The following is a 19,059-nucleotide window of genomic DNA, read 5'->3' on the forward strand; positions in this document are numbered from 1 at the left end:
GCTCAGGAGGGCGACTGGAACGTCACGGAGTCGGTCGCGGAGGCCATCATCAAGACCCGTGACCTCAACGGCGACAAGGTCCTGTCGTTCGACGAATTCCGTCGACCGCGCTCGTGCCGCTCGTCATGTCCTGTGTCCCGATGACGGACAGCAGTTCCAGCTGGGCGGCGCCTTCGGTGCCGGGCGGAGCGGTGAACCACAGCAGGCGCTGGCGCCCGTCCTCGCTGAACAGGCTGTGGCAGTCCAGTTCGATGGTGCCCAGCGCCGGGTGGACGATGCGCTTGTGATCGGTGCGCCGCAGGGCGACGTCGTGGGTGTCCCAGAGGGCGGCGAACTCCTTGTTGCGCCTGCGCAACCCGGCCACCATCTCCGCCACCTCGGTGTCGCCGCCGCGCCGGGCGGCGACCGCCTGGAGATCGGCCACGAAGACCCGGGAGTGATGAGGATGGTCCTCGGCCGGGTAGAGCGCACGGGCGGCGGGGTCGGTGAACCAGCGGTAGACGAAGCTCGCCTCACGGCCGCGCACTGCCCGGGGCCGGCCGACGAGCGCGGCGGCCAGATCGTTCTGGACGAGGATTTCGTGCAGGTCGGTGATGACCTGGGCCGGGGTGGTGGCCAGCCGGTCCAGCAGACCGAGCAGGGCCGGCTGGACATGCGCAGTGGGACCGCGGTGCGCCGGGGGGACCGGGCGGTCGGCGAGATGGAACAGGTGGTCACGTTCGTCGCCGTTCAACCGCAGGGCCCTGGCGAGAGCGGCCAGCACCTGAGCCGAAGGCTGGGCGCCACGGCCACGTTCCAGCTCGGTGTAGTAGTCCGCGGACAGCCCCGCCAGTTGGGCGACCTCCTCGCGCCGCAGACCGGCGACCCGGCGCCTGGGCCCGGTCGGCAGCCCGACGTCGGACGGGCGGATCCGGTCGCGCCGGGACTTCAGGAATGCGGCGAGCTCCGAGTGATTCACCCCTCCATCCTCACGCGCGCCGGCGGGCTGAGCCAGGGGACGGCGACCCCAGGGTAGAGACAGCCGTGGCTGTCATCACGACATCGGCGCACGCTGGAGGAGCAAGCGGGGCGCCGTCGGCCACAGCGCCGAGGGTCTGCCCCGACGCCGCGAACCACTTGTCGTGGCGTTCCCGAACCGCACCTTTGTACAGGAGTCTCCATGGCTGCCCAGGAACCCGCGAACAGTCACGCCGCCCCCGACCACGGCACTGATCACCCCCGCGTAGCCATCGTCACGGGCGGCTCCCGCGGCATCGGCCGCGAGACCGTCAGCCGGCTCGCCGCCGACGGACTCGCCGTGGTGGTCGGGTACGCGGGCAACCGCGAGCTGGCCGAAGCCGCCGTGAAGGACGTCACCGCCGTCGGCGGCCGGGCCATCGCCGTCCAGGCCGACATTGCCGACGAACAGCAGGTGGCCGCCTTGTTCGACGCCGCCGAGGCGGAGTTCGGCGGCGTCGATGTCGTCGCCCACGCGGCAGGGCGCATGTACCTGGCACCGGTCGCCGAAATGGACCTGGCGGAGCTGGACAAGCTGCACCGCACCAACATCCGCGGCACCTTCGTGGTGGCTCAGCAGGCCGCGCGCAGGATCCGCGCCGGCGGCGCGTTCGTCACGTTCTCCACCTCCGTGGTCGGCCTGGCCTTCCCCGGCTACGGCGCCTACAGCGCCAGCAAGGGCGCCGTCGAGGCGCTCACCCTGATCCTCGCCCGTGAGCTGCGCGGCCGGGACGTTACCGTCAACACCGTCGCCCCCGGCCCGACCGCCACCGATCTCTTCCTCGAGGGCAAGGACGAACAGACTGTCGCCCGACTGGCCGCGCAGCCTCCGCTGGAGCGCCTCGGTACCCCCGCCGACATCGCCGAAGTCGTCGCCTTCCTGGCCTCACCGGCCGGCCACTGGGTCAACGGCCAGGTCGTGCGCGCCAACGGCGGCATCGTCTGAGCGGGGCCCCATCGCCCCCGCTCTCCAGACTGCCAAGGCACCGTCGCTTTCCTGCGACTTGATCGGCCGGGCAAGCCCTAGTCGAGGCGCGAGACCTGGTAGTGGCTGATGTACCAGCCGTCCTCCACGTGCTGTACCAGGACGCTGAGATTGAGGCCCAGTGTGGGCCGGTCGGTGAACGAGAAGTCGACCCTCAGATACCCGAGCACGAGGTGGTCGGCGGGCCGCCTCGTCTCGAGAATCCGATAGGCGGCCGTCATCCCGAGGGGTTGGGAATCGTAGTAGTCGGCGACGCCCTTCCGTCCGACGCTGTAGGGGTGCAGTCCCTGAAAGATCGCGTCCTCGGTGAAGGCGGCGGCGACCCGCTGCGGCTCGTGCCTGTCAACGCCTTCCTTCCACTGGTCGAGGACGTCGCGCAGGATCGCTTCAGGATCTGTCGTGCTGTTCATCAGGTTCTCTCCTGCCGAGCGGAATCGGTGCCTGCCTGCGGTTCTCGGGAGGTCAGTGGCCGGCGCTCATGCCGCCGTCCACGTGGAGGATCTCGCCGGTGACGAACGGGGCGTTCTCCAGGTAGATCACCGCGTCGACGATGTCGCTCTGCTCGCCCATGCGGCCGACCGGGTGCAGGCCGGCGAGGGTCTCATGGGTCTCTTCGGGGTGCATGGGGGTCTTGATGGTGCCCGGCGAGACGGCGTTGGCGCGGATGCCGCGGGTGGCGTACTCGATGGCGAGGGATTTGGTGGCGGACTGCAGGCCGCCCTTGGTCAGGGAGGCGAGCACGGAGGGGACGCGCGAGTCGGCGTTGTCGACGAGGCTGGTGGTGATGTTGATGATGTGGCCGCCGCCCTGGGTGAGCATGTGCTCGATGGCCAGCTGGGTGATGCGGAAGAAGCCGGTGAGGTTCACGCCGGTCACGGTGGCGTAGTCGTCCTGGGTGTAGTCGGTGAAGGGCTTGGCGACGAAGAGGCCCGCGTTGTTGACCAGAGTGTCGATCCGGCCGAACCGTTCGATGCCGGCGGTGATGACGCGTTCGGCGGTGGTGGGGTCGGCGATGTCGCCCTGGACGGTCAGGGTGCCCGCATCGCTGGAGGGGGCGATGGTGCGCGAGGTGGCGACGACGGCGTAGCCGAGCTTGCGGTAGGCGTCGCCGATGCCGGCGCCGATGCCCTGCGAGGCGCCGGTGATGACTGCGACCTTCTGGTTCTGAGAGCTCATGGTGGCCTTCTCGAGTGGGGTTGAGGTGCTGCGACCGGTCCCTTCTAGTCGACCGGTCGACTATTCAGACCGTAGGTAGCGGATCGAGAAGAAGTCAAAGGTCAGCGGGGCGTTTTTGGGACCGGCTGCCTCCTGGTTGGTAGGACCAGCCTCCCAGGACAGGTCAGCGCGACAGCGTCGGATCGCAGATCTCGCGCTCGCCATCGCTCGAGCGGCGGAGCTGCCTACTGCCGGTACGGGTCATCGTCGGGTACCCAGGCGCCCGGCGCGTTGATGCCCAGGTCGCCGACGCCGTCGCAGAGGGCATCGACGACGGCAAGGACTGCGGCGCGGTCCTCGCTGTGGCGCCGGACCAGGGACCAGGTCCAGTGGATTTCCGGCGCGACCACGGGGCGTCGGACCAGGTCGGGCGGCAGCGGAGTGGTCTGGCCCTTGGGTGAGTTGATGACCGGGCGGCTGCTGCGGCGGACGTGGTCGAAGAAGGCGGGTCCGGTGATACCGCCGTCGGAGATGTGTACCGCGTGGGCCCCCGTGTCCCGGGCGAGTTCTTCGGCGTAGGCGTTCCAGGACGCCCAGGAGGTGGTGTCGTCGTCGAGGAGGACGACGGTGTCCCGGGCGGGTATGTCGCTGGTGTCGGTACCGGTGGTGATGGCGTAGAGGCGGTCGGCGCCCAGGAGTCGGGCGTGCAGGCCGTGCCGCTCCAGGTCTTCGCTCCGTACCCAGCACACCGCGAGGTCGAGGCTGCCGTCGGCGACCCGGGCGGCCTGGGTGTGGGAGGGCGCGATCCACGCGTCGACATGGAGCTGGGCCACCGCGGAGGTGATGGCGGTCAGATCCGTGGGAAGCCAGTTGACGTAGCCGAGCCGGACAGGCTCCGATCCGGCCAGCCGGCCGGCGCGGCGCTGGAGGTCGGCGGCCCGCTCCAGCAGGGCACGGGTGTGCGGGAGCAGCGCGGCACCGGCCGGGGTGAGGGACACCGAGCGCCGATCGCGATCGAACAGGCGTACGCCCAGGTCGCGTTCCAGTGCCTTGATCTGCTGGGACAAGGAGGGCCCGGCGATCAGGAGCCGCTCGGCGGCCCGTCCGAAGTTCAGTTCCTCGGCGACGGCGACGAAGTACCGCAGTTGGCGCAGCTCCACGCCCACCATGCTACGTCGGTGGGAGGTTGCGCCTACCAGTAGCGAGGACGCCGGTCGTGGCGTCCTCCGGGCCGCCGGCACACGATAGGGGGATGGACCCTGCCGACGTCAGGGGGGGGCGGCCACCGTCCGACCACAACGGCCGCTCGGCATCCGAGAACAACACCACCTTCCCCCCCATGGTGTGGCGGCCCGAGCCGGACGCCCCACCGAACGGAGCAGGACCATGCGTGAATTCCTGGTCGAGATCACCACGACCATCCCTGCGGGCACCAGCCAGGACGAGGTCGACCGGCGGCGCGCCGCGGAAGCCGTCCGCGCCAAGGAACTGGCTGCCACCGGCAACCTGGCGCGCCTGTGGCGCCCGGTCGGCGAACTCCGCAGCATCGGCATCTGGTGCGCCGCCGACGAGGAGGAACTCCAGGAGAAGGTGCTCGGCACACTGCCGTTGCGCCCATGGATGACTCTCACCGTCACCGCGCTCGAATCCCACCCCAACGACCCGGGACGATCCGCCCCCTCCGCGTGACGACCCACGCACCCGTTCAGTCGGCTCTCCGCCGCCCGGCCGCGGTTCGACGCTGAGCCGCGCGCCTCGACCGTGAGCCGCGCCTCACCTTGCCTTCGTATCCCCGTTGCTGAGGAACAGGTCATGAGCGCAGTACCGTTCCTAGGGACTCCAGGACTCGTGCTCAGTCGCGTGCTCCGAACGGTGTTGGGCACGCTGGTCGCCCGCTTTCGCTCCGCTGCCGGGCGGCACGCATCTGGTGCGTGGTCCGGGGATGCGGGGGCGGGGTTCCTCACGCCTGCGGGTTCCCGGTTGGGCCTGGGCGGTCCGATGCCCCTGTTCATCGCTCTGGTGAGCAGGGGGCGGTGTCGTCCGTCGCCGGATCGGGTGTCCGAGGGCGCGTCGCCCGATCGCGATGCTGGCGGCATCGTGCCGGGAAACCTGTCGGTTGCTGGTGGTGAGGGGTTGCTGCCAGTGCTGGGCGCCCCACCGGGAGGTGTAGGCGGGGTCGACCGCGACGATGGCGATGTCCTGTTCGGCGGCCATCGCCACCAGCCGCGATTTCAGTTTCGCGGTGGGGAAGCGGGAGATCAGTCGCCGGAAGCGTTTGTTGCGGCCGTGCTTCTCCCGGCACCGGCCGTCGGTGAAGTCCAGGTCCTCGATCGCGATCGCTGCCGCGCCGGTGGTACGGGTGTGGTGCAGCAGCCTCGTGAGGGCGTGGCGGATCTGCGCATCGCGGTGCGCGGTGGAGCCGGTCAGGTCGTAGAAGTAGCGGCGGGGCTCGCCCAGCGGGGGGCGTGGCGGCCGTGCCGTCCTCGGCGCTGTGGGCCCGGCTCGGGCGTCGCTGGTCCCGCCCGGATCTCCTGCTGGCGGCGCTCGTCCTCCAGGCGATCGGCATCGCCCTGCCCGCCCTCGTCGCCGGCGTGGCGGCCGCCCTGATCTCCGCGGTCCTGTTCGGCGCGACGTTCATCGGCGTGAGCACCATCGCCCTGGCCACGGGTGCCCACCTGCGGTTCCCCCGCTCCGTCGCCCTGCTGACCGCCGGATACTCCGTCGGCCAGATCCTCGGCCCCCTGCTTGTCGCCCCACTGCTTCATGACGGCTACCGGCAGGCCCTGATCCTGGCCGCCCTGGTGGTCCTCGCCGCCGCTGCCGCTGCCGCCGTCCTGCGCATCGGCTTCCCCCACCACATGGCCGCCGTACGGCGCGCCGTTCCCGTACCGCGGTCGGCACCGGCGGACACTGTCGCGATGCGTGCCGACCGCCCCTGACGAAGCAGGGCTGCAGCCGAGCGGCGGGAAGCCCCCATTCCGGACGCCCACCGCGGCGTGCGACCGGACCGAAACCCGCCGCGTTCGGCCGCGCGCCCGGCACCGTCTGGGCGGCTCAGCGACCTACAGTAACGTCGCCAATGCCTCTGATCTGGAGTCATTCATGACCACACCCACGGATCTGATGATCGTCGCCATGGACGTGAGGCCCGCCCGTCCGGTGGAGCCGGGCGACCTGTCGCTGGCGCTCGCGGGAGCCGAGGTGATCGACCTCATCGGCGCGGAGGCCCTCACCCTGCAGGGCGACCACATCGTGCCCAGCCTGCACCCGGCAATGGGTGACGACCTGTTGGACGAGGCAGCGTCCTCGCTCGTCCGACAGGAACCCTACGAGCCGGTCGAGGACTGGCTGTGGCGCCGGGGCCGCGGCCTGTCCCGGGCCTACCTCGCCGCCCTGGAGAGAGACGGAGACATCACCTGGCAGCGGCGCCGCTGGAATCCGCTTCGGACCACCCGGACGGCACCGGCCGACTCACCGGCCCGCCGCCACGCGGCCGACCGCTGGGCATCGGGCGAGCCGGTCCTCGCCGCCCTCGCCGCTGCCGTCGGGATCGTCGACCAACCGACCGAAGACTCCACGGACGCAGTGAACGAGGCGGTCGTGACCGTGCTGGCCGCCGTCAACGACGCGGTGATGGAACTGGAAGCCGTACGGCAACGGCGGGCCATCGAAGACGCGGCCTTCGACAACGTCTGGCGCGGCGAATGACCGGGACACCGCGAATGTCCAGCCGCGTGGGCTGAACGAGGTGGTCGCCACAAGGACCCCGACCGCGAGCCCAGACACAGGATGCGCGCCACCTGCGATCGCAACGACGGCGTCCGGCACCTGTTCGCCACCGCGCCATGGCATCAGCTGATGCGTTCCGGCTACTTCAAGAGCCGGAAGCCGGGCTGTTCCGACCATGCTCTGAGGAACTCCGCGGAGCCGTACGCGGAGGGCCATGGCCCGGTCGTCGTGGCGACGATGCCCGGGAGCCCGGAGACGATTGCCCACTGGTCTTCGCGCAGTTCGGCATGGGCGACGCCACCGCCGTCATGAATGATCAGCCCGTACTCCTGGAACTTGGCGGTGAATGCGATCAATGCGTCCGGGCAGGCGAAAGGGTCGGCATGCTGGTCGCAGCGGCGCCTGTGATGATCAACGGGTGCACGTGGGTGTGCGCTCTCCATCCCTCCGGTGAGCCCATTTCCGGACGGATATTCAGTACAATTATGAATGATATGTACCTTGTATCCCTGTCGACCGAGGGCCCCGGCCCCCGCGATGGGAGTGCGGACATGGTTGAGCGGGACGGTCCGGAGAAGCGGCGGCGCCTGAGTCGCCCGCTGGTCCTCGCCGCGGCCGTCGCCCTGGTCGACCGGGAGGGGCTCGCGGCGCTGACCATGCGGCGCCTGGCGACTGATCTGGGCGTCGAGCCGATGGCCATCTACCGCTACACGGCCGGCAAGGAAGCACTGGTCGACGGCCTGGTCGAGGCCCTCTTCGCCGAGGTCAACGACCGGCTGCGAACCTCGGCAGAGGAGATCCACTCCGAGCGGGGCACGGAATCCGCCGACGTGCCCTGGCGCATCGAACTGCGCCGCATCGCACGTGCCTTCGCCTCCGTGGCGCACGCCCACCCCGAGATCCTGCCCGTGGTGGCCACGCGCCCGCTCGGCGTGCCGGTGGCCCGGCGCCCGGCGCCGCTGCTCCAGCTCACCGAGCACATCCTCGCGGTACTCGGCCGGGCCGGTTTCGACGACGCCACCGCGCTGACGATCTACCGCACCTTTGTGGCCTGGAACCTCGGCTGTCTCCTGGTGGACAAGCGACAGGTGGTCGACAACCCCGACGAGCCGGACCTGATGCTGCGTCTGGGCCTGCACCGGCTGCCCGCCGCCGAGTACCCGCGCCTGCGTGCGCTCGTCCCTCAACTCGCCGAGTACGACGACGAGCAAGAGCTGATTTCGGGCCTCGACTGCCTGCTGAGCGTGATGCCCGAGCCACCCCTTGACTCGTTCTACGGCGGAAGCGCACCCTGAGGATACGAGGTACACATCGGACATATGTATACGTCAGCACCCGCGTCGTCGGCATCGCTGATGTGAAGCCGTCGGCGCCCGAAAGAGGCCGCCATGTCCACCGCTCCGTACCAGACTCTCCGGGTCCGCGTCACCGCCAAAGACGCCGAAACCCTGCGCGCGCTCCTGCGTGAGGCACACCCTGACGTCGGCGGGCGCCCACGCCAGGGAGACGACGGAAGCTTCAGCATCGAGGCCTACGTCTCCCCCGAGCAGGCCGAGGCCCTCGAACGCGAGGGCGTGACGGTGAGGGCGCTCGAGGACGTCACAGCCACAGGCCGTGCCCGCCAGGCCGAGGTCGGTGAGGGAGACCGGTTCGCCCCCGAGGACGCCATTCCGCACGGGCTGGCCCTCAAGGTGAAGGACACCTAGGAGGGACACCATGTCGTACCTGAACACCACCGAGGTCGAGTCCGCGGTGACCAGCCTGGCCACCGCGTTCCCGTCCGCATGCGACATCATCGAACTGCCCGAGTCCTCGGTCGAAGGCCGTGTCTGCCACGCCTTGCGGATCGGCGCGGCCCCCGCCGGCACGAACGACTGCGCCGTACTGATCGGCGGTGTGCACGCCCGCGAATGGGGCAGCTGCGAGGTCCTCATCCACCTCGCCGCCGACCTGCTGGAGGCACACAGCGGCGGTACGGGTCTCATCTACGGCGGTACGAGCTTCACCTCCGACCAGGTGCGCAGGATCCTGGAGGGCCTGGATGTCGTGATCTTCCCGCTCGTCAACCCGGACGGCCGGCACTACAGCCAGAGCGTCGAACCGATGTGGCGAAAGAACCGCAACCCGGCGAACTCCGGCGGCGACCCCGCCCGCATCGGCGTCGACATCAATCGCAACTTCGAATTCCTCTTCGACTTCGCCACCGCCTTCGACCCGACCGCCGGGCCCCGGGTCTCCGCCGACCCGGGTGATCTCCAGGTGTACCAGGGCCCCAGCCCCTTCTCGGAGCCCGAGACCCGCAACGTGCGCCGGCTGCTCGACGAGTTCCCGCGGACCCGCTGGTTCATCGACGTGCACAGCTACTCCGAGGACATGCTCTTCGTCTGGGGAGACGACGAGAACCAGTCCGTCGACCAGGCCATGAACTTCCTCAACCCCGCCTTCGACGGCACGCGAGGAGTGGCCGACGACCCGGCCTACGCGGAGTTCATCCCGAACGGCGACGCTGCCGACGCCGTCGTGCTCGCCGAGCAGTTCTGCCAGGGACTGAAGGGCGTGCGCGGCAGTGCCTACACCCCGATGTCCGCCTTCCACCTGTACCCGACCTGCGGAACCAGCGACGACTACGCCTACTCCCGTCACATCGTCGACCCCGACAAGGGCAAGATCCTCTCTTTCACGATCGAGTGGGGCACGAGCTTCCAACCGCCGTGGCCGGAGATGGAGCGGATCATCCTGGATACCGACGCCGGTCTGGTGCAGTTCTGCGTGGCAGCTCTCCGCTGAGACCTGCCGGCGCAGCTCCCCTCCTGATCGAGTGCAGCCGCTTCCGACGCACTACTCGTTGGTCGTGTCCAGGCCCGCTCCGAAAGCGGGGTCGGGATTGAAGGAGGGGTGGTAACTCTCCGGCGGCGCGAGGTAGCTGGCGGGCAACCCGCCGGTGTCGATGACGATCTGGTCGACGGCGATCGCGGGGTCGACCATGAACAGCCTCAGGACATGTTCGCCGGGATCGGCCACGGTCACCGTCGCGGTCAGTTTCTCGATGCCCTCTTCCACGTTGCGGGCCCAGGCGTCGCCCCGGTTCCCGGTGGCGATGGTCTGCCCCACCAGGACCGTGACCGGCTGGTCGTCGAGGGCGACGGCCACCCGGCGCTGTCCGCGCTCGTCGAGGGAGGGCAGGCGGAAGACGGTCACCGGGAAGGTGCCGGTGCCGGTGAAACGCACCCGGTAGCGCAGCTCCGGAGCCCGGGCGGTGAAGTCGTCGGTGATCGGTGGTGCGGTCGACGGTACGGCCTCGACGGCCCCAGTGCGGCGCCCGAGTCCGCGTACGACCCGCCAGCGGGCTCCGCCGCGTGCCACCTGACCGTCGAAATGTGCGGCGTCGATCGAGACGTACCCATGGGACTCGACGAACCCACGGGCCCGTTGGCGTTCACGTGCGCTGTCGTTGAGCACGTGCAGGGGTACGTCGATGCTCTGCCCGCCGCCGGTGACGGTGACGGTTGCGTCGTGTGTGCCCTCGGGGACTCGGTCCCAGTCGATCTCCACCCAGGTGCGTGTCTGGTCGGTCATGATGCCGCCCGACGCGCTCAGCCGGACCCAGGGGTGGCTCGCTTCGGCACTCCACTCCAGTTCGAGGAAGCCGGTGTTGAACACGTCGACGAAGCGCCGGTCGCGGGTGTAGGAGGAGAAGGACAGGGGCCGGTCCGTGCCGGTCTCGTTGCCCTCGATCGCCACTCCCAGTCCCGACGTCTCCTGCCGGGCAACCCTGGTGACGCTCGGGCGGCCCGGCGCCTTCGGTATCTGGGAGGGGTAGGGGTTGATGAACCCGTCCCATTTCCCGCCCGCGATCTCGGTGTTGTAGCGCTTGGTGATCGCCAGCTCGTCGGCGTGGGCGGCCTCGGCCAGGTCCGCGAAGCGGTTCACTCCGGCCCCGCGTCCCTGGCGGACGGCGAGCGTGTTGCGATCCGCCCAGTAGTACTTGAGATTCATCAAGTACGCGCCGTGGATCGGATACTCGACGAGTTCGTAGAAGGCGTCCCGGTAGGCGTCGGGGAGCTTGGCGCCGAGCGTCTGGGCGCGGGCCAGTACCTTCCGGTAGGCGGCCAGCCGGAGGTCCGCCTCGTCACCGTGATGCACGGTCGAGAAGATGCCGCGGTCGATGAACTCCGGACGCCGCTGCGCCGCGAGGCGGTAGTACTCCGTGCGGATGGCGGCGATCTCCGGGCCGTGGCGCCGCCCGAACTGGCGTCCGGCCCACTCCACCAGGAACTCCTCGACGTTCTCCGGACCCCAGCGGTCCACCTCCCAGGCCATGTCCATACAGAACGACAGCCCGTTCTCGATCGACTTGAGGTCTCCGACGTTGAAGATCCACATTCGGTCGACCTGGTGGTCGTAGATCCGGCGCAGTTCCTGCCAGATCTTGCTCAGCTGGGTGGTGTCCAGCCACAGGTAGCTCCTGGGGCGGCCCCAGTAGGAGAGGTGGTAGTAGATCCCGTTGCCGCCCGCTCGTTGTCGTTCCGTCTCGTTCGGCAGCTGGCGTATGTTTCCGTGATTGTCGTCCGGCCAGATCAGCGTGACGTCGTCGGGGACCTGGACGCCGGCGTTGTACAGGTCCAGGACCTCCTTGTACGGGATGAAGATCTGCGGCTCGGCGGCCGCGCCGACCTCCTCGGCCAGGGTTCTGCGCTGGTCGGCGATGATGTCGTTCATCACCGCGACCTTCTCCGGGATCGTGGTGGCGTTCCGCGTCTCGAGCGCGGTGTCGTGCAGGCCGCGCATGCCGAGCGTCCAGCTGCTCTCGTAGGCGGCGTTCTGCCGTGCCCGAGCTCGCCAGTAGTCGGAGATGACCTCGGGGTTCACCGTGTAGTCGTACACCGGCAGGCTTCCGTCCGCACCCAGGTGCTCCTGTGCCCACGGGTCCCATTCATGGACGCCGTTGCGCAGTATGGCCTCCGGGTGGCTGGAGCCGACCACGATGCCGTACTGGTCGGCCAATGCCGGGTTCTCCCGATACTTGTTGAAGAAGTCGGAGTACGGGTGCATGGCGGGCCACAGGTAGTTGGCCTTGAGGCGGAGGAGCAGCTCGAAGATCAGCTCGTAGGTCCTGGGCCCGATGTTCTTGTCGGGCTCCTGGTTCCGGTTCGACCAAGTGGTCAGGTTCTGCTCGTCGTTGATGAAGACGCCCCGGTAACGGACGGACGGCTCGTACCGTTTGAAGGGGCCGGCCGGGACCGTCACGCTGTCACGGTGCTCGACCGGTACGTCGGCCCACCAGTACCAGGGCGAGACGCCGATGCGTTCCGAGGTGTCGTAGATGCCGTAGACGGTGCCGCGCCGGTCGCTCCCGGCGATCACCAGGGCGCGTTCCACCCCGGGCAACGGACGGTCGACGACCTGGGTCACGGACGCCTCCCAGCGGCCCGTCACCCGGGAGGTGTCCAGGCTCCGCTGCGCTATGAGCCGGTCGATGACCGGGCTCGCGCCGATGGTGCCCACCAGGATCACGTGCTCGGCCTTTTCCGGCACGTCGTGCAGGAGCCGTGGCCGTATCCCGGAGACCCGCTCCACGTCCGCCTGGAGATCGGCGCAGGCGCGGACCACGGCGGGGTCGTCCGCCAGGTCCACGAATAGGTCGACGGCGGCGCCGCCCTGTACCAGGGGGAAGTCCGGTCGATCCGACGCCGCGGCCCGGGCGGCGGCCGGAAGCACGGCGGGGAGGAAGGGGGCCGCGCCTGCGGCCGCCATTCCCCGCAGGAACGATTTGCGGGTCCATGAACGCGACGGATGGTGCGGCTCGTTGTGCGGCACGAGGCACTGCCTTTCCGCGCCGGCCCGGCGTCGGGCTCGTCGTCCGGGCCGTGGCAGGGCTGGGCGCGCGCATTGGCATGGGCAGGACAGTAAGCGCTTACCGATCACCCTAGGGGAGTGCCGAAGGATGCGTCCAGATCCCGGCAGCGCCTTCCTTCGGTGCGTGCGCGATGCCTTGACGTGTACTTGGCATAGTGGCTTTATGGGAGCGCTCCCACACTATTCCGATGCCTGATTTCTTGGCGCTCACTCCCTGGAGTCGCAGTGAGAAAAACGAGAAGCACCGCACGAAAGAGGCCCTTAGCCGACCTGCTGACCGGATGGGCCGCCGTCTTCGGCCTCGTCGTCCTCGGTGTCCTCTGCCCGGCCACCGCGCAGGCCCAGTCGTCCAGCGTCCTCGCCACCGGTCTCCACGTCAGCGACGGCCGCGTGCTGGAGGGCAACGGCAACGACTTCGTCATGCGTGGCGTCAACCACGCCCACACCTGGTATCCGGGCGAGACGCAGTCGCTGGCCGACATCAAGGCGCTGGGTGCCAACACCGTCCGTGTCGTCCTCGCCGACGGCCACCGCTGGAGCGCGAACAGCGCCGCGGACGTGGCCGACGTCATCGCCCAGTGCAAGGCCAACCGGCTCATCTGCGTGCTGGAGGTGCACGACACCACCGGCTACGGCGAGGACAGCGCGGCCGGCACGCTCGACGAGGCGGCCGACTACTGGATCGGCCTGAAGGACGTGCTGGCCGGGCAAGAGAACTACATCATGATCAACATCGGCAACGAGCCCTGGGGCAACACCAACCCCGACGGCTGGACCGCGCCCACGATCGCCGCCATCCAGAAGCTGCGCGACGCCGGGTTCCAGCACACGATCATGGTGGACGCGCCGAACTGGGGCCAGGACTGGCAAGGGGTCATGCGTGCCAACGCGCAGTCCGTCTACGACGCCGACACCACCGGTAACCTGCTCTTCTCGATCCACATGTACAGCGTCTTCGACACGGCCCAGGAGATCACCGACTACCTGAACGCCTTCGTGGACGCCGGACTGCCCATCGTCATCGGCGAGTTCGGAGGCCCGGCAGACCAGTACGGCGACCCGGACGAGGACACCATGATGGCCACCGCCGAGCAGCTCAAGCTCGGCTATCTGGCCTGGTCCTGGAGCGGCAACACCGACCCCATCCTCGACCTGGCGATCAACTTCGATCCCACCCAGCTCAGTTCCTGGGGCCAGCGCATCTTCAACGGCGCCAACGGCATCGCCCAGACGTCCAAGGAAGCCACCATCTACGCCGGCGGCGACCCCGACGACACCCAGGCCCCCACCACGCCCGGCACCCCGACCGCCTCCTCCGTGACGGCCACCTCCGCCGCCCTCACCTGGACCGCCGCCACCGACAACGTCGGCGTCACCGGCTACGAGATCGTCCGCGTCAGCGGCGGCTCCGAGACGACGATCGCCGCCTCCACCACCAACACCGTCACCGTGACCGGCCTCACCGCCGAAACGGCGTACACCTTCGCCGTCTACGCCCACGACGCCGCAGGCAACCGCTCGGCCCGCTCGGCGACGGTGAACGTCACCACCGGCAGCACCCCCGCCGGGACCTGCTCGGTCGGCTACCGCGTGGTGGGCGAGTGGCCGGGCGGCTTCCAGGGCGAGATCAGCATCGGCAACACCGGCACCACCGCCGTCAGCGGCTGGAAGCTCGCCTTCACCTTCGCCGACGGCCAGACCGTCAGCAACATGTGGGGAGGGACTCCCAGCCAGAGCGGCGGCACGGTGAGCGTCACCCCCGCCTCCTACACCTCCACCATCCCGGCCGGCGGCTCGGTCACCGTCGGCTTCATCGGCAGCAAGGGCGCCACCAACACCGCCCCGACCGCGTTCACCCTCAACGGCAGTACCTGCGCCACCACCTGACCCAGCCGTCCCCGCCGGCCGGCGGGGGTCAGATTGTCCCCGCCGGTCGGCACGCCGTACACGAAGAGGAAGCAACTCACCGGACCGACCGACTCAAGTCCATTGCCCAGACTCAGGCCGCGCACAGCGTTCGCCCAGTGCGCGGAGGCAGAGTGCGAGGCATGTATGGCGCTGCTGGTACCCACAAGGGCGTGGTCCGTGTGCTGATCGTCGACGATGAGCCCGAACTCACCGAGTTGTTGTCCGTGGCCGTCACCGAGGCGGGGTGGCAGCCGTTCTTGGCCGAGGACGGCCACAGCGCGCTGCGCATCGCGCGTGGCTGTGCGCCGCACGCCGTCGTCCTGGACTGGATGCTGCCCGACGTGGACGGCCTTCAGGTGCTGCGTCGGCTGAGGCGCGAGAACACGAAACTGCCTGTGCTCATGCTCACCGCCCGCGACACCGTGGACCACCGGATCGACGGGCTGTCGGCGGGCGCCGACGACTACGTGACCAAGCCGTTCTCGCTGCAGGAGGTCATGCTGCGGCTGCGCGGGCTGCTGCGCCGCGCCGGCACCGAGGAAGCGTCCGAGGACGAATCCGTGCGGGTGCTGGGTGACCTCGTACTGGCCGAGAAGACCCGCCAGGTGCAGCGGGGTGGGACGCCGATCCCGCTCACCGCCAAGGAGTTCGACCTGCTCAGCTTTCTCATGAGCCACCCGCGCCAGGTGCTCAGCAAGACACAGATCCTCGACCACGTCTGGAACAGCTCGTTCGACGGCGAGGGCAACCTCGTCGAGGTGTACATCTACAGCCTGCGATCGAAGGTCGACAAAGGACGAGCGCCGATGATCCACACCGTGCGCGGCGCCGGATACGTGATCAGGGCCGCGGAAGACAGAACATGACGACGCGCCAGGACCGTCATCGGGCAGCGGCGGCCGTCCGGTGGCGGGGGCGTTCGCTGCGCGCCCGCCTGTTGCTCTTCACCTCCGCGACGTTGATCGTCGTCTGCGCGGCGATGGCGCTCACCACGGTGTTCGTTCAGCGGGCCTATCTGCTCGGGAACCTGGACCAGCGCGTCACCGACGCCGCCGAACGCAGCCAGGGCGGGCTCCAGCGCCGGACGGGTGACGCGACGGACCTCGGCTTCCTCACCGAGCGCGGGCAACCGGCCGGCACCGTGGCAGCCCGACTCGCCGACGGGAAGGTCATCGCTGCCGAAATGGTGACCGAGGACAGCCACCTTCAGGTCCTCACCGCCGCCCAGCGCACCGCACTGGGCGGCATCCCCACGGACGGATCACGGCACACCCGCACCATCCCCGGCCTCGGCACGTACCGCGTGACCGCCATCAGCGGCGACGGCGTCCCCGTGCTGGCCGGGCTCCCCATGGACGACGTACAGGACATGATCAACGGACTGGTCCTGGGCGAGGCCGTGATCGCCGCCGTCGGCCTCGCCGCCGCGGGCTGTGTCACCGCGGTGGTCATACGACGCCAGCTGCGCCCGCTGGACAGAGTCGCGGCCACCGCCGTCGAGGTCTCCCACGCGCCGCTGGACCGCGGCGAGGTCACCGCGCTCACCCGTGTCTCCGCCCGCGACACCGACCCCGCCACCGAGGCGGGCCAGGTGGGCGCCGCGCTCAACCGCATGATCGACCATGTCGAGACCTCGCTCACCGAACGTCAGCGCACCGAGGAACGCATGCGTCGCTTCCTCGCCGACGCCAGCCACGAACTCCGCACCCCGCTCGCCTCCATCGCCGGCTACGCCGAACTCATGAACCACGGCACCGAGAAGATCGAGCCGCAGCTGGCCTGGCGCCGCGTGTCCGCCCAGTCCGAGCGCATGACCGGGCTCGTCGAGGACCTGCTGCTGCTCGCCCGGCTCGACGAGGGACGCCCGCTGGAGGCGGCCGAGCTGAACCTGGCGACCCTGGTCGCCGAGGCGGTCTGGGACGCGCAAGCCGCGGGCGGCGACCATGCCTGGCAGCTCGCCCTGCGCCTGGACGCTCCCGCGCAGGTCGTCGGCGACCAGGCGAGGCTCCACCAGGTGGTGGCCAACCTGCTGGCCAACGCCCGCGTGCACACACCATCCGGTACGCGGATCACCGTCGTCGTGGAGGCCACTGACACGCACTGTGTGATCCGCGTACGCGACAACGGCCCCGGCATTCCGCCCGGCCTCCTCCCGTCCGTCTTCGAGCGCTTCACCCGCGCCGACGCCTCCCGCTCCCGCCTCCCCGGCAAGGAGAGCGGTTCGGGTCTGGGACTGGCCATCGCCGCAGCGATCACGGAGGCGCACGGCGGTCGTATCGACGTGGAGAGCGAGCCGGGGCAAACGGAGTTCGCGATCGAGCTCCCGCTGGCCGCCGGTCGCCGTACAGAGCCCTGGGCGGCTTCCACGCCGACTTCCCTCATGGGCCACAAACCCTGAGCGTTTCCACAGACACACAGGTCAAGCGTGCTCGTGCGGCCGTCGGCGCGGCGGTTCCGGCTGCCTTCCCGCCCCCGTTTCAGCCCTGCCTCAGGTTGCTGCCCCAGAGTTGGCATCCCCGAGGCCGACCACAGTGGTTGCGCCCGCAACGAAGGGAGCCACAGCTCATGACCGAGCCCGTGGAGTCCGTGGAGTCCGTGGTGACGAAGCCGGAGCAGGAGACCGGACGTCGCGCGCACGCGAGCCGCCGCAACTTCATGCGGAAGGTCTTCTTCGCCAGCGGCGCCACGGCGGTCGCGACCATGGGCGGCGCCGGTGCCTGGGCCGCCCTCGCGGATGACACCACCGGCACGGCCGACGCCTCGGCCAGCCCCAGCGGTGCTCCCAGTGGTGGTCCGGGCGGCGGCGCCGGAGGTCCCGGCAACCAGTCGATCACCGAGGAGTTCTTCGGCCTGACCACCGACGGCAAGCGGATCGACGACCTGTTCACGATCCACTCCACGGCCGTCGCCACCGCTCCCGTCATCACCGCGGCGAACGCCTTCCTCGACGGGCTCACCGACGATCAGAAGACCTCGACGCAGTTCACCGTCCACTCCACCGAGTGGCGGCTGTGGAGCAACGTCGACTCCTACGAGCGCCAGGGCGTCTCCCTCGCTGACCTGACCGACGATCAGAAGGCCCTCGGCACCGCCCTGTTGAAGGCCGCGCTCAGCGTCGAAGGCCTGGAGACCACCGAGAAGATCCGCAAGATCAACCAGGCCGCCGGCGAGGCGATCAACAACACCAACTCCTTCAACGAGGACGCCTACTACTGGACCGTGATGGGCACCCCCTCGGACACCGAGCCCTGGGGCTTCCAGTTCGACGGCCACCACCTGGTCATCAACTACTTCGTCCTCGGCAACCAGGTCGTCATGAGCCCCTGCTTCTGGGGATCCGAACCCACCTCCATGGAGATCGACGGCGAGACCGTCACGGTCTGCCACGAGGAGGTCGTCGCCGGCCTCGCCTTCATCAACTCCCTCACCGAGGCACAGCAGAAGGTGGCGATCGCCTCCGCCACCAAGTCGAACGAGTCGATGAAGGCGGGCGCCTTCTCCGACAACACCGTCCAGGCGTACGAGGGCATCCGCGGCAACGCGCTCACCGGCGCACAGAAGAAGAAGCTCCTGGGCATCGTCGAAGCCTTCGTCGGCCGCGCCAAGGCCGACGCCGCCAAGGTCAAGCTGGCCGAGGTCCGGGCGCACCTCGACGACACCTACGTCACCTGGGCCGGCGGCACCGGCGACGACGACGCTTTCTACGTCCGGGTGCACAGCCCCGTCGTGTGGGTCGAGGTCGACTGCCAGGCACCCGGCCCCCTCGCCGGCGCGTACGGCGCGACGCAGGGCAGCGGCGCGACCCAGAAGCACGTCCACTCCATCATCCGCACCCCCAACGGCAACGACTACGGAAAGGAGCTCCTCAGGCAGCACTACCTGACGTCGCCGCATCACCAGTGACTCGGCGAGCGTGATCACGGACCGATCGTTTTCCTGTCATCACCGGTGCCGCACCTTCCCAGGTGCGGCACCGGCGCGTTCCCAGGCGTGGCACCGGCGCGTAACGATGCGGGTTCCGGGCGCTCGCTGCGTCTGCTGCGAAGCTGGGTGGCGCGGCCGTCCGCACACGCCTCGCGGTACTGCTCGGCGAGGCCGCCGCCGACGCCGTGCCGCAACCTCCGGCCGGAGCCGAACTGTCAGGCTCGGCAGATTCGATGGCGGCGAGGCCGGCTCACGACGCCGTTGGACGCCGAACGCGGGAGTTCGCCGGTTCGGCCACCCAGGTGGTAGGCATGCTCCGACACCGCTGATGTCAGCGCGCGGACTGCCGCGCTTCTACGGTGGGAGGGCGGCAGCTCCTGCACACGCAGCGACGCTGGCCGTTCCCGGCCGGGCCGACTTCACCCACCACCCGGTCCGGCCGGGAGCCACCCGGCTCCCCACGGGCCGCACGGTACCCGCTGGACTCACACAGCGGTGGGTGGCCC

Annotated in this window: 16 protein-coding genes and 3 pseudogenes; 12 read left to right on the top strand and 7 right to left on the bottom strand. The window is 69.5% G+C overall.

Annotated elements, in window-relative coordinates; translation table 11 throughout:
• Positions 1 to 144: EF-hand domain-containing protein (locus ABT114_RS50765; RefSeq protein WP_502988491.1), on the top strand; the 144-nt coding region annotated here is incomplete at its 5' end.
• Here the strand turns inward: ABT114_RS50765 and ABT114_RS41370 are convergent.
• Positions 110 to 958: pseudogene (locus tag ABT114_RS41370) on the bottom strand (helix-turn-helix transcriptional regulator); the annotation flags it as partial. The gene ABT114_RS50765 and the pseudogene ABT114_RS41370 overlap by 35 nt on opposite strands.
• Positions 959 to 1,159: 201 nt before the next feature.
• Here ABT114_RS41370 and ABT114_RS41375 point away from each other — a divergent pair.
• Complete coding sequence (locus ABT114_RS41375) at positions 1,160 to 1,942, top strand: SDR family oxidoreductase (protein WP_351149757.1); 783 nt, start codon at positions 1,160 to 1,162, stop codon at positions 1,940 to 1,942.
• Positions 1,943 to 2,019: 77 nt separating this feature from the next.
• Here ABT114_RS41375 and ABT114_RS41380 read toward each other — a convergent pair whose 3' ends face one another.
• The 3 genes from ABT114_RS41380 to ABT114_RS41390 form a co-directional block, all read right to left on the bottom strand.
• The gene (locus ABT114_RS41380; RefSeq protein WP_351149760.1) at positions 2,020 to 2,391 is read right to left on the bottom strand and encodes a YybH family protein; all 372 of its coding nucleotides are present in this window, start codon (positions 2,389 to 2,391) and stop codon (positions 2,020 to 2,022) included.
• A 52-nt stretch (positions 2,392 to 2,443) separates the two neighbouring features.
• Positions 2,444 to 3,157 carry an SDR family NAD(P)-dependent oxidoreductase gene (locus ABT114_RS41385; RefSeq protein ID WP_351149763.1) on the bottom strand — a complete coding sequence of 238 codons (714 nt, stop codon included), beginning with the start codon at positions 3,155 to 3,157 and terminating at the stop codon, positions 2,444 to 2,446.
• Between the two features lie 224 nt (positions 3,158 to 3,381).
• Positions 3,382 to 4,305 carry a LysR family transcriptional regulator gene (locus tag ABT114_RS41390; RefSeq protein WP_351149765.1) on the bottom strand — a complete coding sequence of 308 codons (924 nt, stop codon included), beginning with the start codon at positions 4,303 to 4,305 and terminating at the stop codon, positions 3,382 to 3,384.
• A 217-nt stretch (positions 4,306 to 4,522) separates the two neighbouring features.
• Here ABT114_RS41390 and ABT114_RS41395 point away from each other — a divergent pair, with 217 nt between their 5' ends.
• Positions 4,523 to 4,825, top strand: a complete 303-nt coding sequence (locus tag ABT114_RS41395) for a muconolactone Delta-isomerase family protein (RefSeq protein ID WP_351149768.1) — start codon at positions 4,523 to 4,525, stop codon at positions 4,823 to 4,825.
• A 141-nt stretch (positions 4,826 to 4,966) separates the two neighbouring features.
• Here the strand turns inward: ABT114_RS41395 and ABT114_RS41400 are convergent.
• Positions 4,967 to 5,596: pseudogene (locus tag ABT114_RS41400) on the bottom strand (transposase family protein); the annotation flags it as partial.
• On the opposite strand from ABT114_RS41400, the pseudogene ABT114_RS41405 reads away from it, so the two are divergent.
• Positions 5,581 to 6,075 (top strand): annotated as a pseudogene (locus tag ABT114_RS41405) (YbfB/YjiJ family MFS transporter); the annotation flags it as partial. The pseudogenes ABT114_RS41400 and ABT114_RS41405 overlap by 16 nt on opposite strands.
• 163 nt (positions 6,076 to 6,238) lie before the next feature.
• Positions 6,239 to 6,844, top strand: a complete 606-nt coding sequence (locus ABT114_RS41410; RefSeq protein ID WP_351149771.1) for a GOLPH3/VPS74 family protein — start codon at positions 6,239 to 6,241, stop codon at positions 6,842 to 6,844.
• Between the two features lie 161 nt (positions 6,845 to 7,005).
• Here the strand turns inward: ABT114_RS41410 and ABT114_RS41420 are convergent, their stop codons facing one another.
• A complete protein-coding gene (locus ABT114_RS41420) occupies positions 7,006 to 7,308 on the bottom strand; it encodes a DUF6980 family protein (RefSeq protein ID WP_502988486.1) in 303 nt (100 codons plus the stop codon).
• Between the two features lie 108 nt (positions 7,309 to 7,416).
• Here ABT114_RS41420 and ABT114_RS41425 point away from each other — a divergent pair, with 108 nt between their 5' ends.
• From ABT114_RS41425 to ABT114_RS41435, 3 genes are all read left to right on the top strand, one after another.
• Complete coding sequence (locus ABT114_RS41425) at positions 7,417 to 8,160, top strand: TetR/AcrR family transcriptional regulator (protein ID WP_351149776.1); 744 nt, start codon at positions 7,417 to 7,419, stop codon at positions 8,158 to 8,160.
• A 93-nt stretch (positions 8,161 to 8,253) separates the two neighbouring features.
• Entirely contained in the window at positions 8,254 to 8,571 is a 318-nt protein-coding gene (locus tag ABT114_RS41430; protein ID WP_351149777.1) for a hypothetical protein, read from the top strand.
• Positions 8,572 to 8,581: 10 nt separating this feature from the next.
• Positions 8,582 to 9,652, top strand: coding sequence for a M14 family metallopeptidase (locus tag ABT114_RS41435; protein WP_351149779.1), 1,071 nt, complete (start codon positions 8,582 to 8,584; stop codon positions 9,650 to 9,652).
• 51 nt (positions 9,653 to 9,703) lie between these two features.
• On the opposite strand, the gene ABT114_RS41440 is transcribed toward ABT114_RS41435, so the two are convergent.
• Complete coding sequence (locus ABT114_RS41440) at positions 9,704 to 12,619, bottom strand: glycosyl hydrolase 115 family protein (protein ID WP_351149781.1); 2,916 nt, start codon at positions 12,617 to 12,619, stop codon at positions 9,704 to 9,706.
• A gap of 327 nt (positions 12,620 to 12,946) precedes the next feature.
• Here ABT114_RS41440 and ABT114_RS41445 point away from each other — a divergent pair, with 327 nt between their 5' ends.
• From ABT114_RS41445 to ABT114_RS41460, 4 genes are all read left to right on the top strand, one after another.
• The gene (locus ABT114_RS41445) at positions 12,947 to 14,608 is read left to right on the top strand and encodes a cellulase family glycosylhydrolase (RefSeq protein ID WP_351149783.1); all 1,662 of its coding nucleotides are present in this window, start codon (positions 12,947 to 12,949) and stop codon (positions 14,606 to 14,608) included.
• Between the two features lie 161 nt (positions 14,609 to 14,769).
• On the top strand, positions 14,770 to 15,495 hold the full coding sequence (locus ABT114_RS41450; protein WP_351149786.1) for a response regulator transcription factor: 726 nt from the start codon (positions 14,770 to 14,772) through the stop codon (positions 15,493 to 15,495).
• Positions 15,492 to 17,027 (top strand): sensor histidine kinase, encoded by a 1,536-nt coding sequence (locus ABT114_RS41455; RefSeq protein ID WP_351149789.1) that lies wholly within the window; start codon positions 15,492 to 15,494, stop codon positions 17,025 to 17,027. The genes ABT114_RS41450 and ABT114_RS41455 overlap by 4 nt, the downstream gene beginning before the upstream one ends.
• Before the next feature lie 167 nt (positions 17,028 to 17,194).
• On the top strand, positions 17,195 to 18,532 hold the full coding sequence (locus ABT114_RS41460) for a DUF3500 domain-containing protein (protein WP_351149792.1): 1,338 nt from the start codon (positions 17,195 to 17,197) through the stop codon (positions 18,530 to 18,532).
• The last annotated feature ends 527 nt before the right edge of the window (positions 18,533 to 19,059 follow it).

The sequence above is a fragment of the Streptomyces sp. NPDC002088 genome (assembly GCF_040296605.1).
Classification (GTDB): domain Bacteria; phylum Actinomycetota; class Actinomycetes; order Streptomycetales; family Streptomycetaceae; genus Streptomyces.

Excerpts from the sequence above, each read along its gene's own strand:
- ABT114_RS41375 (WP_351149757.1), top strand. The coding sequence starts at position 1,160 with ATGGCTGCCCAGGAACCCGCGAACAGTCACGCCGCCCCCGACCACGGC.
- ABT114_RS41380 (WP_351149760.1), bottom strand. The coding sequence starts at position 2,391 with ATGAACAGCACGACAGATCCTGAAGCGATCCTGCGCGACGTCCTCGAC.
- ABT114_RS41385 (WP_351149763.1), bottom strand. The coding sequence starts at position 3,157 with ATGAGCTCTCAGAACCAGAAGGTCGCAGTCATCACCGGCGCCTCGCAG.
- ABT114_RS41390 (WP_351149765.1), bottom strand. The coding sequence starts at position 4,305 with ATGGTGGGCGTGGAGCTGCGCCAACTGCGGTACTTCGTCGCCGTCGCC.
- ABT114_RS41395 (WP_351149768.1), top strand. The coding sequence starts at position 4,523 with ATGCGTGAATTCCTGGTCGAGATCACCACGACCATCCCTGCGGGCACC.
- ABT114_RS41410 (WP_351149771.1), top strand. The coding sequence starts at position 6,239 with ATGACCACACCCACGGATCTGATGATCGTCGCCATGGACGTGAGGCCC.
- ABT114_RS41420 (WP_502988486.1), bottom strand. The coding sequence starts at position 7,308 with ATGGAGAGCGCACACCCACGTGCACCCGTTGATCATCACAGGCGCCGC.
- ABT114_RS41425 (WP_351149776.1), top strand. The coding sequence starts at position 7,417 with ATGGTTGAGCGGGACGGTCCGGAGAAGCGGCGGCGCCTGAGTCGCCCG.
- ABT114_RS41430 (WP_351149777.1), top strand. The coding sequence starts at position 8,254 with ATGTCCACCGCTCCGTACCAGACTCTCCGGGTCCGCGTCACCGCCAAA.
- ABT114_RS41435 (WP_351149779.1), top strand. The coding sequence starts at position 8,582 with ATGTCGTACCTGAACACCACCGAGGTCGAGTCCGCGGTGACCAGCCTG.
- ABT114_RS41440 (WP_351149781.1), bottom strand. The coding sequence starts at position 12,619 with ATGGCGGCCGCAGGCGCGGCCCCCTTCCTCCCCGCCGTGCTTCCGGCC.
- ABT114_RS41450 (WP_351149786.1), top strand. The coding sequence starts at position 14,770 with ATGTATGGCGCTGCTGGTACCCACAAGGGCGTGGTCCGTGTGCTGATC.
- ABT114_RS41455 (WP_351149789.1), top strand. The coding sequence starts at position 15,492 with ATGACGACGCGCCAGGACCGTCATCGGGCAGCGGCGGCCGTCCGGTGG.
- ABT114_RS41460 (WP_351149792.1), top strand. The coding sequence starts at position 17,195 with ATGACCGAGCCCGTGGAGTCCGTGGAGTCCGTGGTGACGAAGCCGGAG.